Origin of the sequence: Alistipes sp. ZOR0009 (assembly GCF_000798815.1) — a bacterium.
Taxonomy (GTDB): domain Bacteria; phylum Bacteroidota; class Bacteroidia; order Bacteroidales; family ZOR0009; genus Acetobacteroides.
In genome coordinates, this window is the sequence record NZ_JTLD01000046.1 from 57,192 (window position 1) to 79,501 (window position 22,310).

At 45.9% G+C, this 22,310-nt stretch carries 16 protein-coding genes and 2 riboswitches; of the genes, 1 reads left to right on the forward strand and 15 read right to left on the reverse strand.

Annotated elements, in window-relative coordinates:
- Nucleotides 1–85: 85 nt before the first annotated feature.
- Nucleotides 86–296: riboswitch (cobalamin riboswitch) on the reverse strand.
- Nucleotides 297–502: 206 nt separating this feature from the next.
- From L990_RS13185 to L990_RS13210, 6 genes are all read right to left on the reverse strand, one after another.
- The gene (locus tag L990_RS13185) at nucleotides 503–1,564 is read right to left on the reverse strand and encodes a DUF4465 domain-containing protein (protein WP_052181006.1); all 1,062 of its coding nucleotides are present in this window, start codon (nucleotides 1,562–1,564) and stop codon (nucleotides 503–505) included.
- 51 nt (nucleotides 1,565–1,615) lie between these two features.
- Nucleotides 1,616–2,752 carry a PKD-like domain-containing protein gene (locus L990_RS13190; RefSeq protein WP_047450177.1) on the reverse strand — a complete coding sequence of 379 codons (1,137 nt, stop codon included), beginning with the start codon at nucleotides 2,750–2,752 and terminating at the stop codon, nucleotides 1,616–1,618.
- A gap of 25 nt (nucleotides 2,753–2,777) precedes the next feature.
- Entirely contained in the window at nucleotides 2,778–4,055 is a 1,278-nt protein-coding gene (locus L990_RS13195) for a cell surface protein (protein WP_156121572.1), read from the reverse strand.
- Between the two features lie 94 nt (nucleotides 4,056–4,149).
- Nucleotides 4,150–5,496, reverse strand: a complete 1,347-nt coding sequence (locus L990_RS13200) for a DUF5074 domain-containing protein (protein ID WP_047450243.1) — start codon at nucleotides 5,494–5,496, stop codon at nucleotides 4,150–4,152.
- Between the two features lie 65 nt (nucleotides 5,497–5,561).
- Nucleotides 5,562–6,758, reverse strand: coding sequence for a YncE family protein (locus tag L990_RS13205; RefSeq protein WP_231562281.1), 1,197 nt, complete (start codon nucleotides 6,756–6,758; stop codon nucleotides 5,562–5,564).
- Nucleotides 6,759–6,768: 10 nt separating this feature from the next.
- Entirely contained in the window at nucleotides 6,769–8,832 is a 2,064-nt protein-coding gene (locus tag L990_RS13210; RefSeq protein ID WP_047450180.1) for a TonB-dependent receptor, read from the reverse strand.
- A 129-nt stretch (nucleotides 8,833–8,961) separates the two neighbouring features.
- Nucleotides 8,962–9,168: riboswitch (cobalamin riboswitch) on the reverse strand.
- A gap of 843 nt (nucleotides 9,169–10,011) precedes the next feature.
- Here L990_RS13210 and L990_RS20525 point away from each other — a divergent pair.
- Complete coding sequence (locus tag L990_RS20525) at nucleotides 10,012–10,137, forward strand: hypothetical protein (RefSeq protein WP_262480650.1); 126 nt, start codon at nucleotides 10,012–10,014, stop codon at nucleotides 10,135–10,137.
- Nucleotides 10,138–10,196: 59 nt separating this feature from the next.
- Here L990_RS20525 and L990_RS13225 read toward each other — a convergent pair whose 3' ends face one another.
- The 9 genes from L990_RS13225 to L990_RS13265 are packed head-to-tail and all read right to left on the reverse strand — an operon-like array spanning nucleotide 10,197 to nucleotide 21,930.
- Nucleotides 10,197–12,839, reverse strand: a complete 2,643-nt coding sequence (locus L990_RS13225; protein WP_081981710.1) for a fibronectin type III domain-containing protein — start codon at nucleotides 12,837–12,839, stop codon at nucleotides 10,197–10,199.
- Nucleotides 12,840–12,856: 17 nt separating this feature from the next.
- The gene (gene murQ, locus L990_RS13230) at nucleotides 12,857–13,675 is read right to left on the reverse strand and encodes an N-acetylmuramic acid 6-phosphate etherase (protein ID WP_047450189.1); all 819 of its coding nucleotides are present in this window, start codon (nucleotides 13,673–13,675) and stop codon (nucleotides 12,857–12,859) included.
- Complete coding sequence (locus L990_RS13235; protein WP_047450192.1) at nucleotides 13,675–14,514, reverse strand: ATPase; 840 nt, start codon at nucleotides 14,512–14,514, stop codon at nucleotides 13,675–13,677. Before L990_RS13235 ends, murQ begins: the two co-directional genes overlap by 1 nt.
- Nucleotides 14,511–15,680, reverse strand: coding sequence for an acyltransferase family protein (locus tag L990_RS13240; protein WP_047450195.1), 1,170 nt, complete (start codon nucleotides 15,678–15,680; stop codon nucleotides 14,511–14,513). Before L990_RS13240 ends, L990_RS13235 begins: the two co-directional genes overlap by 4 nt.
- 2 nt (nucleotides 15,681–15,682) lie before the next feature.
- Nucleotides 15,683–16,912 carry an exo-beta-N-acetylmuramidase NamZ domain-containing protein gene (locus L990_RS13245; protein WP_047450198.1) on the reverse strand — a complete coding sequence of 410 codons (1,230 nt, stop codon included), beginning with the start codon at nucleotides 16,910–16,912 and terminating at the stop codon, nucleotides 15,683–15,685.
- Between the two features lie 2 nt (nucleotides 16,913–16,914).
- Nucleotides 16,915–18,237, reverse strand: coding sequence for an MFS transporter (locus L990_RS13250; RefSeq protein WP_052181009.1), 1,323 nt, complete (start codon nucleotides 18,235–18,237; stop codon nucleotides 16,915–16,917).
- A gap of 19 nt (nucleotides 18,238–18,256) precedes the next feature.
- Nucleotides 18,257–19,552 (reverse strand): SpoIID/LytB domain-containing protein, encoded by a 1,296-nt coding sequence (locus tag L990_RS13255; RefSeq protein ID WP_047450201.1) that lies wholly within the window; start codon nucleotides 19,550–19,552, stop codon nucleotides 18,257–18,259.
- Complete coding sequence (locus L990_RS13260; RefSeq protein WP_047450204.1) at nucleotides 19,545–20,474, reverse strand: DUF4922 domain-containing protein; 930 nt, start codon at nucleotides 20,472–20,474, stop codon at nucleotides 19,545–19,547. Before L990_RS13260 ends, L990_RS13255 begins: the two co-directional genes overlap by 8 nt.
- Nucleotides 20,467–21,930, reverse strand: a complete 1,464-nt coding sequence (locus tag L990_RS13265; protein WP_047450207.1) for a glycosyltransferase family 2 protein — start codon at nucleotides 21,928–21,930, stop codon at nucleotides 20,467–20,469. The genes L990_RS13260 and L990_RS13265 overlap by 8 nt, the downstream gene beginning before the upstream one ends.
- Nucleotides 21,931–22,310 lie beyond the last annotated feature (380 nt).

Below are 22,310 nucleotides of genomic sequence, written 5' to 3' on the forward strand. Positions count from 1 at the left end.
CCAGAAATATATGCGCGAAGGGAGCAATAGAAAGGAGTAAATACAGCAAGACCTTTCTACTTTGCCCTAACTCCCGAAGGCAAAATATTTCGAAATATGCATTGGCAGGTCTTCTGACTTATCTCAACCTTAGGCGCCTTCCCATCCGACAGGCGTTAACCTTTTTCGGACAGTGGCATGGATGCCTTGGTTTGCGAGAATTACAGCAGCGGGTACTGTTCAGGATTTACACCTGATTCCCTTTTCATCGCTCTTTACTTGTAGGTAAAGAGGACACCAATAGGGCGGCAAATCTAGCAATTCAAATTTTAAAAGACGGGCTTTTTTGTATGTTATTAAGCAAAATTGCCTTCTGCAAGCTGCTGCTTGCCGGTATTAGGCTAGTTCTTTGCTCAATAAAAGTGCGCTGCCACTTCGCAATGGCAACGCACTCGTCACATTATATAAGGGCATAAACAACCTGAAAACAGATGCTCTACTATGAGGTTTGTTTTGAATTTAGTTAGATTTTATCTACAACTAGCTTATCTAAGCAAAAGTATACGGCTGTATTAGGGCCGTACTGGCCGCTATTGTCGGTAGATTCCATTTTAAAAAGGAGATACTTAACCTCTCCAAGTGCAGATAGGTTAACATTAATCCATCCTTGTCTAGGTGCCTTTACCGATGTTCTACAGTCGCACAGGTAGCATTCTACAGGAGTGCTTTTTATGTTATTATTGGCATCAACACCGTAAATAAGCAGTTTAAAGTAGTCTCCTACTCCAAAGGCTCGAGCAAATCCATCTCCATAGAGAATGCCAAAGTGTGGCCAGGGGTGGTTTGCAATGTTAACGCTAACTGCTTCATAACGGTTGGATCCATTTTCAATCTTTATCCAGTTGGAATACTGAGATTCGTTAAATGTACTCCCTGTAGCCTGATAGTCTTTCATGTAGTACCCCCAGTATCCAATAAGAAAGTTTTGAGGAGTATCTCCAGACGCCATACAGCCCCACTGGTGGGCAATCCATCCGTCCGAACTGCCTGGTCTTCCGTAGTTAGACCTATCGGTAGAGTTTGATATGGTAAAACCGTCCCAGTATGCGTAGCCAGAAACGTTTCCGCCGGTATGGGAAAAGGTAAATATCTGAGATTGAAATTTAGTATCCGCGTAGGTCTGATTCCAGTAGTAACCTCCAGTTGTTGCAATCCCATTTTGAGAGAGATTGTAGCCGCTTACATCCAATGTTACGTAATTGATGTTGTAAGGAAGCACGGTTACGGAGTAGCCTGATGTTGTCGTTTTTCCGAGATAGGTGGTTTTTAAAGTGATGGTCTTTACGCCGACTTTTTCACCTGTAACGGTCAACTTGTTGGCTGTCGATGTTAGTTTTCCATCAACAAACCAAGCGTATTGAGCAGATTTATCTTTGATCTCAGGTTCTATTACAATACTTTTCTTCTCTTTTACCTGAAATGATGTAGGCTGTAAGCTGGTTGATGCCAGCTCGTCCTCTTTGTTACAAGAGGAAATTCCTGCAAGAATAAATGCTGCAAGCAGGAGGTATAAACGATTTTTCATAGTAGTTTGGTTTTATCCTCATAGTAAAGAATAGCTCTTTCGGGAAACTTTTTAGATGCTTAAATCGGTTATCTTGGCGATGCGCAAGTGGTCATTGTCGTCTTCCTGTTCGGGATAGAATGTTGCGGTAACAATTTTTACAAAATCAACACCAAGTAGCTTTACCTTCTTTCCGTTTTTATCAATCGCCCAGTCAATATCGATATCGTTTATGATATTTTCGTTAACTATCTTTCCTGCTCCTGCGTATCCCCATGTTTTCTCTAGCGTTTTGAGGTCAAATCCAGGGCTGGTTATACGAGTTCCTTTCAGAACCAGCTTTTGGTCTGCCAGCCATTGAGGATATCTTGAGTTTTCGGGCATAACAACGAAATACTTCAGATCGCCAGTGCCGCCTTTGCTATCGCTCCACGAAATGGTTTCGGTTCTCTTTATTGCGTACGAAGGGGTATTAAATGTCATTTGGAAATCGCGAATGGTGGTCGATTTTGCATGTTCACTTCCTGCAATTTCGTACCATTCATCGTCGTCAGCCTTCCCATTCTTATTCTTATCGTAGGCTACCCAAACCGTTCCCAAAACGGTGGTATAGCTCGAGGATACGCTAAAATCTTTTTTATTGGTAAGGTTGACAATGGTGTGGTCGAACTTAAAGGTGGCGTTGCCACCAAATGTGCCCAAGTAAACATTCATCCCAGCATCTTTATTCTGCTTGATCTGGTTGTTGAGGACATTAAGGTGTTCTGCTGTTGTTTTGGCATCTTTGCTAAAGAAAAGATCGTTTACCATATACCCAACCGATGGCGAATAGCCTACCACTTCGCTAACTCCTGCTAGGTATTGGGTGTCGGCAACCTTTACTTGAACTTTTCGTGTTTCAACCTTGCCTGGCTTGGTTACGGTAAAGCTAAGGTCGTAGGTTCCTGCTTTTGCTGCAATAAACTGCAGCTCCTTGGTGGTTGATAGGGTAGAATCTTTTCTGTTGTTAACAGGATCGTTGACCATCCACAGGTAGGTTGCATTTTCGTCGCCAGTAATGGTTGGTGTAACCTCCAAAACCTTACAGCGATCTATGCTGTAGGTGTCTTTTATCGTAATCTTGATGGGTTCTACTTCTTCGTCTTTGCTGCACGATGCTATCAGTAGGGCAGCTGTAAGGAGGAGTAAGCCTTTTGCAATTTTTCTCATGGTCGTTAATGGTTAATGTTTTATTTTATTTTCGAGTAGTAATTTTTTCGTTTAGTAGGTGTAGGTCGTATGCCCCCATTATCTCTGTCGATGATTCGCCCAACCAGCCGCACTCTTGGTTTAAGCCGGTGTAAACTTTTATAAAATCGACACCTGGGAGGTGTACTTTTTTGCCGTTAGCATCTACAGCCCAGTCGATATCTATGGCCGAATCGTCTTCCTCGTTGCGGATGTTATCCACGTAGCCAAAATCGAATGCGTAGAGTACCCAGTACTTCCCTTGGCCACTTTCTTCCTTCGAATTATTGGGTAGTAAGGTTCCCTTGAAGGTTATTTTATCTTCCTTAACCCAGTTAGGAAAGTAGCTTTGGGTATGGAAGGTGTTTTTCGACTTGTAACCCGAGTTCCCTTGGTTGTCAGTCCATCGGATGTATTCGGTGTCCGACATAAATCCGCCATCGGGCTTTGCAGGCTTGCTTGGATCGGGTTTGTAGTAGGTAATTTCGTAGTTATGTATCGTTTTGGGGTTGTTGTACTCGCTGCCTGCTATTTCGTACCACTCATCGTCGTCGGGCTTACCGTTTTTATTTTTATCGTAGGCAACCATAATAACACCCGGCTCGCAGCTTCCGCCTTTTTGGGGTGCATTAGGATTTGGGTTGGCGTTTGCGTAAAAGGCGTTACCAAGGATACGAAAATCTCGTAGTCCAGATAGATTTACAATGGTATGATCGAAGCCAAAGGTGACGTAGCCACCAAAACCGCCAAGGCTTATCATGTACTTTTTCTTGTTTTCGCCCCCAATGTAGTCGTATACCTTTTTAAGGATGGATTCCTTTGTGTCTCCCTCCTTATAGTCGGGTAGCACGTTGGTAAACTGGCCAACAGTAGGCAAAAAGTCGAATATTTTGGCAATGTACGGGGAAGCCGTTTTTGCTTTTACGGTAATCGATGCTTCATAAATAGGGGTGGTGCTGTTTTCTTTAAGCAACGTCAACTTATAAGAGCCATCGGTAATGGCTACAAACTCAACCTTATTGGTGGCAACCTGTACAAGGTTGTATGCTTGAGTATTGGTAGCGTCAACTTTCCATTGGTAGGTTGTTCCGCTTTTTATCTCTACGGGTGCTTCTATGGTTAGCACCTCATACTGCGATGTCTGCAGCGTGGTCGTTACTACTCCCGGTATTTCTTCTCCCTTCCCGGGTGTATCTCCATCATCTTTCGAGCAGCTTACGGCTGCTAGGTAGCAAGCTGCAACGAGGAGCACCTTTCTACATACTGTAAGCGTAATTTTTTTCATTCGAATATGTTTTTTTATTGTGCTGGATACAATCCGCACAGTAAGCATGAGCCTATACTTTCGGCGGCTGCTTGCTGTGCGGATTTCCATGTTTTTACTTGAAGCTGTCTGTAAAGAATATCCCGGCTGGGAAATGGGTATGGTTCTTATAGTCGGCTTTTAGAACGGGAGCGGTATCTCCAAACTTCCATACCGAAATGTCGTTGATAAGGAAGTCCCAACCGTAGCCCTTTATGGTATTAAAGAACACCTGTCCGGTTTTAGGATGAACGGCTAGGTTGTTGTACACTATTCCTGCGTTTTCTATCTTATCCTTTACATCTACCATAAAATCGGTTTTGCCAGTCGTAAAAATGTGGCGGTATATTTTGGTAGAGGCGTTGCTAAAATAGAGCGTATCGCCAATGGCGCTGATCCCTGGAGTTGCTCCCCAGCCTGCGCCCACTTTTGCTTCTGCTATCTCGTTACTTTTGATAATGGCATAGCTCGATGGGTTAACTTTCGCGATTTGGGCTGGTTTGGTGGTACACGAAATCCAAAGGTTGCCATCCGATGCCTTTAGCACGCCCGATACGTTGCCTGCCATTTTGATAACATCAACCTTCTCGCCTTGTATTGCAAAAACCTTATCTCCGGCAGGTACAAACACCTTGTTGCCCACTACGGCCATCCTGTTTTTATCGGCGCCCTCGGTTCCTTCTACAAATTTCAGCGCCTTTGTGTCGGTGTTGAATAGGTATACGCCCTTGTTGTCGCGGATGTAAACGTTGTTGGTGCCAACAACTGCAATATGGGTTGGCCACGACAGGGTTTTGTCTAGCTCTTCGTTAAAGGCTGCCTCTTTTACCAAGGTTTCGGCATTGGCCACTACCAGCATATCGCCACCCATGCGGTTTCCATTTTGGGCAATGATGTATATCTTGTTGTTGGCAATAAAAAGGTCTTGGGTTACATTCCCCAGCGGTGTTTTGTTCACCTTAAAGAAGGCGCTGTCGGTAACCACACCTTTTGGAGATATAAAGATTAGCGATCCATTTTCGGAGGTCATATTTCCCTCGTTTAGGATGAAAGTTCCGTTTTTATACTTCCCATACACCGACACCTTCACGCTAGAGGTGGCCACACCGCCGTCGGGATTGGTTACGGTGAGCGAGATAAGGTGTTCGCCCATGCTGGTGGCTACAAAGTTGTATTTTGCTGTGCGGGCAACCTCTTTTCCGTCTACCTGCCAAGCTACCGCAAAGTTTGTCGAGTTTTTTACCGCAGCGCTAAGATGTAAAGTATCCTCCTGCGCTAAGTTAAGGTCGCTGGTTGAGGTAGCACCTGCAACCTCAATTGTAAGCTGTGGTGGAATGATATTCTCATCATCCTTGCTACACGAGCTAAAGAGTAGGGCGCTAAGCGCTACAAAAAGCACCGCATAAAATTTGTTCTTTGTCATGATAATGAAATTTTGAACGTATAGTTGATTGTTAATGTCGTACATCTTCAATAATCGAGTGGACGCTACTTTACAAAGGCAAAATGGCCCGGGATATTCCCTGCGGTGGTTTTCCACTTAAACTTTCCCTTTGGCGAAAAGCAGTATATGTAGCCCGTAACCACGTAGTTTTGGGCGTCGGTTATGAATACCTCCTTTGTTTCCGGATTTACCGTAATACCGTAGGGTATTAGAATCTGCTTGTCGGTTCCGTCTGTTATTACCTTGTCGGATATCACCGTTTTGCTTCGGGTATCGAGAATCCCGTAGGTTACCGTATTGGATTTGGTGACGTAGCTCCACGCCACGCTGTAGTAGTAGAGCGAGTCGCCGCTGAGGCACATTTCGCTTACGGGGATGTTGAGCGCCTGCTTTACCAAGTCGGTTTGGCTGTCGATAACGTACAGGTTGGGCTCGGTACTGTAGTAGTCGCCGCGCGAGCTTACGTAAATGTCGCCGCGCTTGTCAATCTGCATGCGATGAAGGTTGATGGCCACGTCAATTTTCTTTATCTCCTTAAAGGTGTTGAGGTCGATTACCGAAACGGTGCGATCGTAGTTGGGTACGCGGTAACCGCCCGAGTTGGCAACGTACAGCTTGTTGTTGTGCACCACCATCTCCTCGGGTTGGTAGCCAACGTCTACCATTCGGGTAAACTCGAGGGTTGCGGTATCTATTTCTGCCACAAAGCCTGTTCGTGCGTTAGGATCTATTTGAACGGGGCCTGCGTAGGAGCTCACGTATGCCTTGCCATTATGAAAGGCCATGTAGCGGCAGTTTGGAATCTTTAGCGCCTTGATATGCTTGGCGGTTTTTGCATCCATAACCTCTATGTAGTTCGAGCAGTTGATAACAACGTACACCTTCGATCCGTATATCTTGATGTCGTTGCCCACATCGCCCAATTCCTTTACAACATGAGGGTTTATCTCAGAAAAGATGTCCCTTTTGTAGGTTCCGGTTTCGTACTCAAAGAAATCGATGGAAGCCCGGTTCATTCCCATGTTCCCTTCGTTTAGCAGGTAGAACCCTTTTATGTTGGTGCCCAAAAGCGGTGTGGTAACCTGATCTTTCTCCGTCAGAAAGATAACTTGCTCCTTGCGGCACGAAATAAGGCTTAGAGAGGCAACGAGTAAAAGGGCAAAACCTTTGCCGTAAAGGGCTGCTGCGTTATTTCTGCTGCGCTTTTTGATAAACTGGGTATATGCTTTTATGGTATCCATGTTTAAAGGCTTAAATATTAATGCTAACTACAAGCCTGACATTACGGCCTGGCATCGGGTAGTTGTAAATTACCTCGTAGTACTGGTTTAGCGCGTTATTCACCTCTAGCGAGGTGTTAATGGTAGTATTATGCTTTAGCTTAAACTCTTTTTGGATAGAACAGTCGTGCGTATACCACGGCTCCACGTAGTTTTTTACGATGTTGTTAACGCCGCCATTATAGCGCTCTCCTACGTATATAAAGCTGTAGTTAAAGCTCCAGCTTCTGTAGCTAAGGGTCGAGATGATGGAGCCGCTATGCCAAGGCGTGTACGGAATTTGATCGCCGTAGGAGCTTAGCTTGTGCCCATTCTGGATGGAGTAGTCGCGGGCATCGCTATATCCGTAGCTTACGGTGTTGTTGAGCATCGCTTGCCCAATTTGCGACTGAACGGCAATGCTTGCTTCAACTCCCTTGCTCAGCACCTTTCCCGAGTTGGACATCATCCATCTAAACTGGCTTCCGGTAGGCGCAGCTATAATTTTATCGAGGGTACGGAGGTAGTAGGCGTCGGCTTGCACCGCAATTTTGTTAACCAGCCTGCTGCTGCTTTTCTTCTTATAGGTAAAACCGACGTTGTACATGTCTATGTGCTCGGGTTTGAGCACGCTGCTGCCAACGTGCGCGTAGTACAGGTCGTTGAAGGTGGGCATCCTGAAAATATGCTTGTAGAAGGCTCGTAGGCTTAAATCGGTGCTGGCAAAGGGGGTATATCCGAAGAAAATGCCCGGACTTACATCCCTTTTGTCTGGCGATTGGCTAACCTTCGACTCCTTGTCCGAAACGTAGGTACCCAACAGGCTTGCCTGTACTTTTAGCTGGTTAATGGTAACGGCTGTTGCCAACGTTGCAATTCCGGTAAATCTGCGGGGGGATTTAAAGGGGATTAGCAGGTTTTTTTTCGAGGAGGCCTCAAGGCTGTTGAGCTGGATGTCGGTAGATGCCGAAATGCTCCAGAAGTTGGTGATGTCGTAGATGTGGCTTGTAGAAAAGTAGGCCTCTTTTTGCTTGTAGGTGTTGTCGAACTCTTTGCCCACCTCCTTTATTTCCTCCATAAAGCGTGTCGAATCCAACGATCGAAAGTGAAGATAGTCGTACGCAAATTTTGCCTTTACCTGGTACTTGTAGCGCGACGAAACATCCTTTGTAAAGGTGCTTTGTCCAAAAATATTGACATCGTCTTGCCGATCTCCGATGTAGAACTTGAATTTAGTGCACGCGCCGGGCAGCCCTCGCTTCGACCCAAAGGCGTAAACCTTCGTTTGCAGCCTTCCGCCAAAGATGCTGTTGTATAGGCCGCCCTCTACACGGAAGGTTTCAATGTCGCTATTCATTCTGGTGGCCGAGGTGTCGTAGGCAACCGTACCGTCGGTGTAAACTCGGCGGCTGTGGAATCGGTATTTCCCGTTGGAGCGCATATACTCGCCGCTTAGGCTAAAGCTGGCGCTATCGCTTACCTTTTTCTCCCACCGGAACGATGGATTAACGAGCTGGATGGTGCTGGTTTTGTACTTTAGCCTAAAGTTGGAGGATTTTCCCTTCTCAAATGTCGGTTTCTTGGCGCGTAAGTACACCGCCGCCCCCGAGGCAAAGTCTTTTGCCGACTGAAAGATGTCGCTCTTCTGTCCGTTGTAGAGCGAGAGCTCCTCTAGATCGTCCAACGAGAATCGGCCGAGGTCTACCACCCCGTTTTGCGCGTTCCCGATCTGCACGCCGTCGTAAAACACGCCTACGTGATGCGTCCCCATGTTGCGAACGTTCACGGTCTTGAGGCCACCCATTCCGCCGTAGTCTTTTATTTGGACACCGGCAAAGTAGCGCAGCGCATCGGCCACCGAATGGCTGCTAAGCTTCTCGAGCTGCTTACCCGTGAGGTGCTGAGCCGGAATAACCTCCTTGTAGCTCTTGGCTACCACCACCACCTCGTCGATATGCTGCATTTGGTTTAGCTTGCCTTGGGCATACGCCTCGAACGACGGGGCTGCCAGCAATCCCAGCAGCGTTAGCCATAATTTTGAATTCCGATAAAACATATTTAAGCGTATTGAGTAACCAATAGCTTACAGGGAGGTAAAACGAAACGAACGGATAAAAGAAGGTATGCCTTTGCCAAATAAAGTGATGCTTTTATCTGTCTCCTCAGCTTTATTTCCCCGAAAGCTTTCAGATTATAGCATTTTGGCAGGTCTTCTGACTTGCTCCATCTTCGGGCGTCCTTCCCATCTCCGTTAGGAAACAGTGGATTGAGTATTGCTCGAAGACTTCGGCGGAGCTTACAGCAGCGGGTCTGTTCAGGATTTGCACCTGATTCCCTTTTCATCACATTCGCGAGTAGAGGCGAGTGTAACACCAAAATCGGGACGAAGGTATATAAAATTGGCCGAATAAAATAGAAAAAACAGCAAGCCGAGGGGATGTCACGCGGCTATGCCTTGGTTTTTCGCCTTCAAAGTTGCGGTATTTTCTTGCGGAGATGCATGCAATGCACCGCTACCCAATTTCGCGGATTAAGGCTGGTAGAGGCACGATGTTTGCACCTTAAATCATCTTTACGAACGTTTTTTACCCTTACTTGTGACCAAGATTTCTCTAAAAACAGGATGAAATGGGAAAGGTGAAAACTCCACGCGGCTTTGCCTTGTAGGCATCTCTAAACGGGCTGTTTTTATAGACGTTCTCCTTTAGGCGCTGCTTGCCGCCGCTAATGGATACGCTACGGAGGCTAATATTTTCGTGCCGAGGCTAGTTAATGCACCAAGGCGCGAATAGGTTCGCCGCTGGGGTAAATATTTTAAAGCGGGATAAAAAGATTATGCAGCGGTGGATGGTTAGGGCTATCTTGGGCAAAATATGGTTTCTTCTGGTGTCGTGGCTCATAAATCGGCAATATGTTTTGTTTTTTATCAAAAAAGATAGCCCCATTAGTTGGCAGATTGCCTCTCCGCGGCTTAAGAATGCCAATCTGGCTGAAAGATTGCCACGCTGAAGCATAAGAATGCCAATCTGGCCGAAAGATTGCCATTCTGAAGCCTAAGAATGCCAACCTGGCTGAAAGATTATCACGCCGAAGCATAAGAATGCCAATCTGGCAGGAAATTTTGCTCAACCAGCATTAAGATTGCTCAACTGAAAGGTAATTTTGGAGGAAGCGCGTGTAACTTGCCAAATCGGCATGTTTTTTCCGACGCCGAGATTTCTTTACGCCAAACCGAATGTTGAGGTATCCTAACGAGATGGTAAATTTAGGGAAGGCCTTTGCCGTTGCCCAATTTGGTAAAGGTAAGGGCATTGCTACCATGTCAGAAAACGCCACCATGCAGCGCTGCACGGCTGGATAAAAGAAAATCCCACCTAGGCTATTTTTTAGGTGGGATTGGTCTTATAAAATATCGTTGGGCTACTTTTTGGGGCTATATAGTCCTAAAGTTTTTAGGATTTGCGCCATAAAAGCGAGCTTCTTTTGCTGATTTTTGATGGTTTCCAAGGGAAATCCGAAAACTGCTACGGGAGTTCCCTTAGAGCTGTAAAGGGTTGCCGCGCTGCTGGTGTAGTCGGTATAGCGCAGCAAACGGATGGCTCCCTTGGCAGGTTCTATGGCATCCGGGGCCTCCACTCTGTATATTTGTGGGTAGTCGTAGCTGTCGTCGATGGCCGAGCACGAGAAGTGCCATTCTCCCTTAAGGTGGTTTTGTGCAACGTCGGTCGACTCCACCTCACCTGTTCGGCTGCCGATGTTGGCACGCCAAATAAACCCTAGCTTATTCTCGGCAAACTTGATGGCCGTCGAATCCTTCCTCTCCACCATGTCGGTGCCAATGTAGGCGCCCGAAAGTAGCAGCGGAATCTTGCGGCTGATGGCCGTATCGAGCTGCGCTAGCAACTTGTCGTTAAATACGGTGATGGAATCGGGTTCCTCCCTGAAATTTTTCACGTAGCGCTGTTCGCCAAAGAGGATCTCTATTAAATCGTATTTGCTAACATCGCAGGACTCCTCAAAGGCCGCCTTGCTGCACGATACGTACGATAGCTGCAGCTTTTGGTACGATTCTCCTTCGAGCGACGTGAAGTCGTGGGTGTTGCCGTAGGTTAGGCGGCCCCACCATTCGGTACCCGACGAGCCCCAGCCGCTGTTGTCATCGTCGAGCCAAGGGGTTGCGCGGTCGAAGTTGTACTGGTAGCCTAGGAAGGCCATATCGACGCCATCGGTAACGCCCTCGTCTTGCCACCACTCAAATCCGGCCTTCTGCCCATTGTCGAACGACGCCGGGGCCGAAAGGCGGGTAAACCCGTTTACCAGCAGCGCCGGCTTGCCGGGTTTGTCGAATAGGCAGGCCGATAGCTCCTCGGTTGGGAAGCTTTCGCCGCCATCGTTTACGGCGGTTACCTTAAAGCCGTACTGTACGCCCCAACGGGGTAGATCGAAGATGAGCGAATCGCCCGTAACCTCAATAAAGGTGGGGGAGTAGCCGCCATCCTCTTTTTTGAAGTACACCCGGTACTTGGTGGCGTTGGCGCTCTGTTCTAGGGTATCTACCGTATTTTTCCAGGTTAAGAGGACCTGCTTTTCGCCCAGCTTCTTTATGGCGAAATGGTTTGGTGCTAGCGGTTGTATTACGGTGGTAGAATCTATAAAGCGGGCGATTCCCTTATAGATGGCACGCGCAGCCAGAAACCTAAATCGGGGATCAAGGCTGTACTTCATGTCGGCCAAATTCTGGTGCGACAGGAGTTCGAGCAGCATGCAGGGCACATCGGGGCCTGCTGCCTCGGAGTAGGCCGCATCCTTAAGCGGGCGCTTTGTCCACTGCGAGTTGTAGGCTCGGCGGATGTCGGAGCATATCTGATCCTGCACCATTTGGCTTAACCTTGCGCTTAGCTGCTTGCTTCGCTTGTCGCTAAACTTCTCGCCTTTGGTGGAGTAGATGCCGAGGGTTCCAATAATCGAATCGTTGGGCGTAATTCCAGCATCGGTGTGGAAGGCCAGCGAAAGATCGATAGGAATGCCATTTCGCTTTAAAAAGTTAACCCAATGGGGGCGCGATTGGTAGTCGTCGGTGTAGTCGTTCAGGTATTTCGATCGGCTGTAGATGCTGTCGGGTATTCCTGCCGCCTGGAGGTAGTAGCGCGAGCCTTCGAGGTAGCTGGGCACGCCACTTTTCTTCCATCTAAACTCGTTGGGCTTTATGCGCTCTATAACGTTGTTGTCGGGTAGCGATGCCACTATGTTTTTGGCAATGGTCTCGGATGGACGGCGGGCAACGATGCCCATTCCTCCTCCAAAACGAACGGCATCGGAGGTTACTACCCCCTTTTCGTCGCTCTTATTCGATACCACCACCGCCGCGTTTTGGCTGTCGAAGGTAAAGGTGCCAAGATACTGCCACGTGGCCCCAAACATCTTTTGGTTAACGGTAAATTCGCTAACACCCCCGGTATGGTACACCCGGTAGGTAGCGTTGCTTACATTTTTGGCGTTGTTGGCCCACGATACGTACACGGCATACTCGCCCTTCTTGGCGGCAGGTATGTTGGGGAGGTAGGTTAGCGTAGCGCTCTCTTTTTTCGAGGTATTGGCCTGTAGGTAGCTTCCTTCGGTAAACGGATTCTCGTGCTCCTGCAGGGTTGACTGGTAACGGTACCCACCTAAAATGTTTTTCCAAGGACCAGCAACCTTTACGAACGAAGATTTGGCGGTCGAGTGGTCGTTATCTACAACAATGCAGTTTTTTTGGATATCCCTCTCGCGCGGATTGAGAACTACCGCTCCTGCATTCTCCAGCATGGGTGTGAGGTACTTTACCACGTAGGGCATGTTTCCAATATCCTCTACATTTCCAAATGTTTTGGCTCTTTGCCATTCCCACCTATCTTGCGATGCTTCGTAGTAGAATCCGTGGCTATGCCACAGCGCAATATGCCTGCCCGATAGCCCTTTTTTGTAAATCCCTTTGTTTACCTCCCTCACCAGTGGATTTCGTTCTGCCATAACCCCTCCAGCTATAGCCAAACCCACCATTGCCAATGCAATTCTTCTTTTCATCCGTTTTAATTAACTATTTACTCCGTTGCTTTGTATGCTTCTAAAGCCTTCTTTACCGAACCATGTAAATGGAGTAGTACTTTTGCTTTTTCGTATTCAATATTGAGCTCCTCGGCAATAATTCTGGTGCCGCGGTCGGCCAACTTCGCGTTGGTTATTTGCATGTTGACCATCTTGTTTCCCTTAACCTTACCCAGCCGAATCATCGTTGCCGTGGTTATCATATTAAGCACCATCTTTTGTGCTGTTCCCGATTTCATGCGTGTCGATCCAGTTACAAACTCAGGACCAACGACCGGCACGATAGCAATATCGGCCATGGCTGCTACAGGCGAATCGGGATTGCAGGATATGGCACCTGTAAGTATTCCTGCCTCCTTTGCCTTTGCTAGGGCGCCAACAACGTAAGGGGTGGTGCCCGATGCTGCAATTCCTATTACCGTATCTAGCTCGTTGATGCGGTGGCCTTGTAGCTCCTCCCAGCCCTTGTTGGGATCATCCTCGGCCGATTCGACAGGGATACGAAGGGCGCTATCTCCACCCGCAATAAGGGCGATAACCAAACCTTGGGGCATTCCATAGGTAGGTGGAATTTCCGAGGCATCGAGCACGCCTAGCCGTCCGCTGGTGCCTGCTCCAAGGTAAAATATGCGGCCTCCCTTCTTCATCCGCTCTACAATTCCGTCAACCAGCGTGGCAACTTGTGGAATCACCTGCCTAACGGCGATGGCCACCTTCTGGTCTTCGTTGTTGATGTTTTCCAGTAGTTCGGCTACTGGCATTTTGTCTAGATTGTTGTAGAGCGAAGGCTGTTCTGTAATTTTTTTAAAGGCCATTATCTGTTTTTTGAGTGAAACTTAACCAGCCCATCGATGGGGCTTTGGATAATTGTTCCAACTGTTATGCCCGTAACCACCGCTGCTTCCTCAAGCATATCCTTAAAGTAAAAGGCAATAGAGCCTATAAAATTAACCGGATAGCGCTGGTAGTCGTACTGCATTACGTTGCGTTTGATAAACAGAACAAAGTTAGCCACTATGATGTTCCGAATTTCCACCTCCTCTCTGTTTTCTCCCATAAAACGGGTGAGCGATGCTAGAAAGCGGTTGGGAAATGGTTGTCGGTATACCTTATTAATGATATCGCTTGCGGTAAACCCGAACTCGTCAAAGAATTTCTTTGTCACGGCTTCAGATAGCTGGTTCTTTAGGATGTCGGACACGAGCAGTTTTCCGAGTACCGCGCCGCTGCCTTCGTCGCCAAGAATAAAGCCTAAGGGAGATACGTTTTTGGCGATGGACTTGCCATCCCAGAAGCAGCTGTTGGAGCCTGTTCCTAGGATGCAGGCGATGCCTGGCGTATCGCCACAAAGGGCAACAGCAGCTCCAACCAAGTCGGTTTGTACCGATACCGAAGCATTAGGAAAGCAGTGGACTATTGCTCCAACAACACCGTCTACCTTTTCGGGCAGGCAGCCCGCACCGTAGAAGAATACCTTAGTAATAGCTAACGATGCAAAAGTTGGGAGAACATTTTCTTTTATGTCTGCCAAAATTTCGTCGGTGGTTTGGTATACCGGATTTATGCCGCTTGTTTTTAAGGAACAGGCAACTCCATCGTTGCTCACTGCAACCCATTCGGTTTTGGTAGAGCCGCTATCGGCTATTAAAATCATAGCTTAATGTAAATTTTTCGTTTGTACAGCTGATGTCCAATCAACCAGCAAAAGGCAATGAATAGGAGTGCAAATAGGAGCGAGGCGAGCTTCTCTACGCCTACTAATCCTACCAACGAATCGTAAATGAAACCTTTTATGCTGATAACTTTGTCGTTGTAGTGAAAGCTTATAGTATCAAACAGGATGGATAAGGCTCCGCCTAGCACGTATAGAAATAGGGGGTTAACGCCAAACGATTCGAAGAATACGCTCCATTTTTTTTGCTGCTTAACATCTATAATCCAAGTTAGGAGAGCAAGAAGTAGCGCCCCTAAGCCACAAGTTGCCAGTACGTATGTTGGAGTCCATATCTTTTTGTTTATTGGAATGCCGTAGCTAAAGAGAAATCCGACAAATAGGCAGATTGTTCCGAAGATGAAAAGTTTGTTCATCTTTTCGGCAAGCGTGGCCGAATTCATTAGCAGCTTACCTACATATGCACCCAAAAGTACATGGGCAATACAAGGAATGGTGCTAATTAAACCTTCCGGGTCGAAAGGAACGCCTTCGCCATGGTAGATGTGTGCTTCGCCAAATAGGGCAATGTCGGTTCTTATGATGATGTTATCAGGAGCCAGAACAAAGCCGTTTCCTAGTAGAAGGATAAGGTAGTATAGCACAAGGATTACGAAGGAAAGCTTTAGCCAATGCTTAGAAGGAACAATTACAGCCACGATCGACCCCACAAGCGAGCATACTGCAAGACGTTGTAGCACTCCTGGTATTCTAATGTGGTCGAATGGGAGGAGGGCTGCGGTTACTCTTTCTGTCCAGTTAATGCTGGAGCCTATGTCAAATATTGCCTGGCATAGGAAGTAAAACCAGCTAATAGCCATTCCTATAATGAAGATGAGGGCGCTTCGCTTTAGTAACTTTACAAAAAGCGAATTTGAGAAGGTTAAGTTTGTTTTGCTGAGCGAAATAAACATCGATATTCCCATAATGAACATGAAAAAGGGGAATACAAGGTCGGTCGGTGTTAGCCCATTCCATGCCGCATGCTCTAATGGTTCGTAAATGCTACTCCAGCTGCCTGGCGTATTTACAAGAAGCATTCCTGCAATGGTTATCCCTCTAAGTACATCGAGGGATAGCAGGCGTTGAGATTTGTTTGTAGTTTCCATAGTTAATGATATAAGAGGTATTGTTTAGAGCGAGATTTAAAGGCTTTTTCATCTTTTCTCCAGTAGTCTTTTATGGTGTCGAAGCGGTAGCCCTTGCTAAATTCTTTGTAAATGTAGTCGGTTCCACAAACCTTATTCCACATGGCGATTCGGCTTTTATCGCATCGCTTAAAGAAATCGAGTTTGGGGTTCTGCTTGAAGATTTCCTGCATAATGTAAAACTGAATTTCGCTCAGCCTTACCTTTTCGGGGTTGGTTAGATGTATCTGTACGCCTTGGTAGCTTAAGCCTTTTCCCGTTGCATAAAAAGGTTTGATGTAGATAGGGCGAAAGAATGCTCCCTCTATGTTAAGGGCGTTAAGGCTGTCGGAAAGCTGACTTGCCGAAATAGAATCGGAGGCAACGAGCTGGAATGGCATGGTGTAACCAACGCCTATTGATACTACGCCGAGTTCTCCAAGTATACCTGTAGCAGGGTAGAAGTCTGCCGTGGCAGCATTGGGAATGTGAGGTGATGGAGCGATCCATTGTAGTCCTGTCTCTTGGTAGCGCATATCCCGCTTCCATCCTTTCATCGCCACGACAGTTAGCTTGCATTTGCCTTTTATCATGCCCTCCTCGTTAAGCATGGTTGCCAATTCGCCTACTGTAAGCCCATATACGTATGGGATTTTAAATGCGCTCACAAAGGAGGTAAAACCATCCTCCGTAATGCATCCCTCAACTCTTTCGCCTCCTAAAGGGTTGGGCCTATCTAGCACTACGATTTCTTTTCCATATTTTGCAGCCTCCTCCATGATTGCTCCTAGCGTACTTATGAAGGTGTACGATCGGGTTCCAATATCTTGAATGTCGTAAACGATAACGTCAATTTTTTCCAGCATCTCCTTGGTCGGACGTACCGACTTGCCGTATAGAGAGTAAACTGGAATTCCTGTTTTGAGGTCGGTGTAGGTTTCTACTTTATCCCCGGCGTAAACGTCGCCGCGTACGCCATGCTCAGGAGCAAAAAGGGCTACAAGCTTAACCTCATTCGCCTCATTTAAAATATCTATGGTACTTTTAAGGTTACGGTCAACTCCTGTAGGATTGGTTATTAACCCTACTCTTTTTCCTTTTAGAATGTCAAAATTATGCTCCTTAAGAACATCTACGCCCAATTTGATAGGGCTAGACGCAAGTAGTCCGTAGGAGATAAGAAGGAGTATGATTGTAGCTTTTATTTTAAGCATCGCTAGTTCTTTTTTCCGAAGTTGGGGTCTAACTGTTTTCTAACTAAGAATACGGCTATAAAGCTGGGGATTGTACAAATACAAACCCACCAGAAAAAGTTGGTATACCCAATTAGCTCTTGTATTTTTCCTGCAGCCATTCCAGGAAGCATCATTCCTAACGCCATTAGCCCAGTTCCTATTGCATAGTGGGCGGTTTTGTGCTCTCCGCTAGCTACATGGATGAGGTATAGCATGTATGCTGTAAATCCGAAGCCATATCCAAACTGTTCTAGTGCTACAAAGCTGACGATTGTAGATACCGTGGAAATTTGGTAGTGCGAAAGAAAAACGAAAAGTAAATTGGGAGTATGAATGGCTATGATCATTGGGAAAATCCATTTCTTGAGACCAAACCTACTAACCAGTACGCCTCCAATGATTCCGCCTAGAAGAAGGGCTGCTACACCAATAGTTCCGTAAGTAAAACCAACGGTGGTGGTGCTTAATGCAAGTCCTCCTGCCTCTTTGGTGTCTAGTAAAAAAGGAGAGGCAAGCTTAACGAGTTGGGCTTCGCCTAATCGGTAGGTAAGGAGAAACAGAAGGATTACTCCAATATTCTTTTTGTTAAAAAAGGAGACAAATGTTCTTCCAAATTCAGTAAAAATGCCAGCACTTTGGTCGTCTCTTTTTGCAGGAAGGTCGGCTTGTGGTTTGGGGAGGATAAACTTGTGGTAAAGCGTTAGCGCTATAAATATGCCAGCAAGAAGGTAGAAAGTAATGCTCCAGGCAAGTGGTATATTGCCTTTTGAAGATGGATGAATTACACCTTCTTCAAGTGCTCCGGCAAACATAACCAGCACGCCTTGTCCAAAAATATTGGCAAGCCTGTAGAAGGTATTTCGAATTCCCACAAAAAAGGATTGCTCTCCAACTGATTGGGCTAACATGTAAAAGCCATCAGCTGCAATGTCGTGGGTGGCCGAAGAAAAGGCCATTAGCCAAAAGAAGGCTAACGTTGCTTGAATGTAAAAGGGGGTTGGTATAAAAAAAGCAATGGACGCTAGCGACGCGGCAACAAGCCCTTGCATGGTTATAATCCACCAGCGCTTAGTTTTTAAAATATCAACAAAAGGGCTCCAAAAAGGCTTGATAACCCACGGAAGATATAGCCATGATGTGTATAAAGCAATGTCGGTATTGGAAAGTCCTAGCCGCTTGTACATGATAACAGCAATTGTCATCACGGCCACATACGGAAGTCCTTCTGCAAAGTATAGGGTAGGTATCCATGCCCATCCGTTTCGATGCTGAGGGGCTGTGCTTGTTTTATCTGAAGGTATCATGCTACAAAGGTTGGTTAGATTAGTATATTTTTTGGACTAAGGCGTTCGGAAAGTAGTGGTTTAGTATTTCGTTGTAGCTATATCCTTTGTGAGCCATAACAGCTGCCCCTATCTGGCATAAACCAACTCCATGTCCCCAGCCAGCGCCTGTTAAGACGAAGCCGCTACTAGTTTTATCTACAACAAAGGCCGAGCTGTAAAGGTGAGATTCCGAAAAGGCTTTGCGGATAAGCAACTCCTTGCCTAATATTAATGTTTTCAGTTTTCCTACAACCTTTAAGCGTAGTATTCGTCCCGATGTTCCTCGTTCTAGAGGCAGTAGTTCCTGAATTTCTCCAAAATCAACGCCAATCTTGCGTTTTGCTAGATCGGTAATTTGTTTTGTCGTGTATTCAACTTTCCATCGGTAAAAGTCAGCCGTCTCTTGGTCGTAGTTATTGAGAACCTGCGATAGAACTTCCGCTTCTTTGCTGTTACAAAACGCCTCAGGCGATGTTCTTATCCACTCTTCGGCATTAGCGTTTACCGATAAATTTGGAAGGACTCCATTGGAGTTATCGTAAAGTTTTGTCAAATAGGGATGCTTTACTGGTTCCCAGCAGTTGTCAAACTCTTCTACTGCGCCACCGCAACATTTGGAGAAGCGGGCATCACAAATCTTGCCGTCGAATGTAAGTAGTATACCGTGCGTGCTGTTTACGGCTGCTTTCACGGCTTCTAAAGAGGTGCTTGCGCGGGTGATACCTTGGTAGCGTTGGCAGTGATCGTCGGCACACACATCGAAGTTGGCATGATCTTCTCTGTCCCACCATTTAATCCACTCAGTTTCTGTTCTGGTGTCGCTGGTGTAGGCTGTATTCGACTGCTCCAGATTGTTTTTTTTCTCTATTTGTGATAGCATCCAGCTGCGCGATATAACTGCGTGTGCTTTCAGTAGTTCCAGCGAGCTGGTGGCGCTCATTTCGGATGATATAACGCTTATAAGATAGCTTTCTATTGGAATACGGTTGATTGCTGTTATTTTTTCTCCCTCTACAATAAGCTCCAGCTTTCCTTCGAAGCGTTGGTTCTCCGTTCTTTCCCAGTGAAAGCCTATGCCAATCACTACATCGAGTAGGGTAAAGATAGAGTTCTCGCTTTTAGGGATGAGCTGAACCTTGTCAAAAGGTTGCCCATCAAAAAGAATTTTGCCGTCAGCGTATTCAATTTGATGCTTGCCAGCGTAAGTTCTTCCTTCGAAGTTAAACTCTCCATCCAGAATGAATTCAATTCGTGTTGCGGATAGTATGCCAACCGATATTTCAGGGTTATTCATGGATTAGCGCATTAAATGTTTCTTCCGAAATGGTTACCTGTTGGAGTATATCTGCGATATCCTTGCTGGTTATTTTCCTAAAATCTTTTTCTAGTGGGGTGATAAATGCACCTCCAAAATCGATGGAGGCTGGGCTGATTAGCAGGTTATCTTCGCCTTCTGCAAAAAACTGCTTTGGGCGATGCGCTTTTCTTGGATATATAACGAGGTAGTATAGATCGTCCGTTTTCCATGCAAGAAGATTCATCATTGGCTCCTCCTTATCGTCCGAAACGGCTTCGAATTTATGGTAGAACTGGCGGAACCATTCTGATATTTCGTTACTATCAGCCGATTTAAGGATAACCGCTTTTGCTGGGTATGAGTCTAAGCTGTAAGCAATCACATCAAGTTGGGTTGTCTCGGATGCCAGTATCTTCTCTATGTTGACCTCTATAGGCAAGAATCCTTTATTTCCAGCTTGAAAGTGGAAGTGATCTGGAGCCGAGGCTCCACATTTTGGTCCATTATAGAAAAATAGAAAATCATCGGTAATACTGGCCAGTTCGAGCATGTCCTCTATTCTTCCCTCTATTCGCTGGTCTTGATGGCTGGTAGATGGAATGGTAAGATGCTGCCTAAATATTGGAAATGGATTTACCAAAATGGAGTAGGAGTTTCCCTTTTTTGATGTGAAAGGAATTCCTATTTGCTCGGAAGGCCTGTTTTGCTCGCATAGAAAGCACTTTCGTTCTAAAATACTCTTGCTATCCACCTTTGCAGCAGAGGACTGGATACGCTTCGGGTTAAACTGAACTTTAAAACTAAATCCGTTGACCTCGAAGTCTTGAATTTCGACAGTAGTAAGTGCGGAGTAGTTTTCTCCGCACTGCGTCCAATCGTTGCATTGTTGGCCTATTAGCTGATGAATTGCGCTATTCATTGCTTGCAGCGTTGATTTGTTTACGAGCTTTTAGCTCCCAGGTGCGGATGCGATCCTTGTAAAGGTTGTGAGTATTCATCTTTACCACATCTAGCGAGGCATCCGAGTTATCTTCCCAGCGGCGACAGTTGTAAACTACATCATAAACACGCCCTATTTGGTAGTGGCGAGAAAATGCTAAGCCTAGCGCGTAGTCTTCGCCATAGCTGGTGTTTGGTACTTTTATTTCCCTAAGAACGGGAGTGTAGAAGGCTCTAGGCGCACCAAGTCCATTTATGCGTAGGGCGTTATTTCTACCATTGTCTGGGGTCCACTCCTTATGGTCGATGATTCCTGGTGCAATCATTTCCATGTCAAAATTTGTCATCATGTACGTTCCAACTACCATGGCACAGTTTTGCTCATAAAAGGCATCTACCATCGTTTGAAGCGTATTTTCCGACGAGTATACGTCGTCGCTATCGAGTTGAACGGCAAATTTTCCGCATAGCGAATGATGAACGCCGGCATTCCAGCAGCCACCTATCCCCAAATCTCTACGTTCTGGAATTATATGGATAAGGCGTGGATCATTAAACTCCCTGATAGCTTCGGTGGTACCATCTGTGGAGTGGTTGTCTACTATAATAAGGTTAAAATCAAATTTCGTTTTTTGTATTAGAACCGATTTAATTGCGTCCTTAACCGTTCTAATTCGATTAAAAACGGGAATGATGACCGATGCTTCAACTGGGAAGTTGTTGGAGTTAAACTCAATTGGCTTAAATTGAGGCTTGAGGAAGGCGCCAATCTTTTTTAGGTGTTCGGTGCATGCCTTTTCCATGTCAACTTGCACTGCCCGATTTTTAGGGTCAACGTAGTCAAACATCTTTTGGCCCGATTGGCGAGTGTCCGTTTCAACTTCAGTATAAAGGTACTCGTTGATGTGGACAAGTTCCCCTAATCGAGAGGCGTTTAGTCGCAGATTGTACATTCCTGCGTAGGGGTACTCGTTTTCTTGTTCTGCGACTTTTTTTAGGATAGACGATCTGTAAACGAGCATAGACCCAAAGTTGAAGTCGTCTCTTAAGCTTCCCTCTTGGTAATCGATTAGTGGCGAAATGCTTTTTACACCATCTTTTATCTGATAGTTGTCGGCATATACCATTGCGGCGTTGGTCGAGTCTGCAATGAAAAGCATTCGTTCTAGCGCAAAATAGCCAAGCTCGAGTTTGGTGAATTTACTATATAATAAGGTATAGTCGGTATTGGCAAGAGATGCTACCAGCTCAACAGTTTTGCTAGAAGACAAAGAGTCGACTTTTAGAACAGGACACTTAAGCTTAGAAAAGTCTTCGTCTGTAGTTGCAAGCAGGTAGATATTCTCAATTGCTTCGTTGTGCTTTAGCGCCGCAATTGTTCCCTCAACTTGGGTTAGTTCGGCAGCTGGGATAAAGCAGGTTAATCTCTTGCTCATAGGTAATTGTCGGAATATTAAAATGTTCGTAGAATACAAAAGTTGGAATTTGTCAGCATTGGAGTAAAATCCAACTAATTGGCTAACAAAATTAGCAGTATATTTTTATAGGTCGCCCATTATCCTCTTTTTTTTATAAGGAAGTCTTCTATTGTTTCCCCTCTAACAAAGGCCCTCTTAAGTGTTGAATATTCTAGTGTTTAATAAGTCCAACTGGTTGTGCTTCGGTGGTGCTGTATTGGTCGTTTTTATTTGCACTGCGGTTTTTGGTTTTTGTAGTGCGGTGTTATGATAAGTTGTGAAATTTTAGTTGTTTATATCTTGTATTTGTTGGTCTGTTTTATTTTGTGATGAGTGATTGTTTCTTTTGTAGGGCTTTT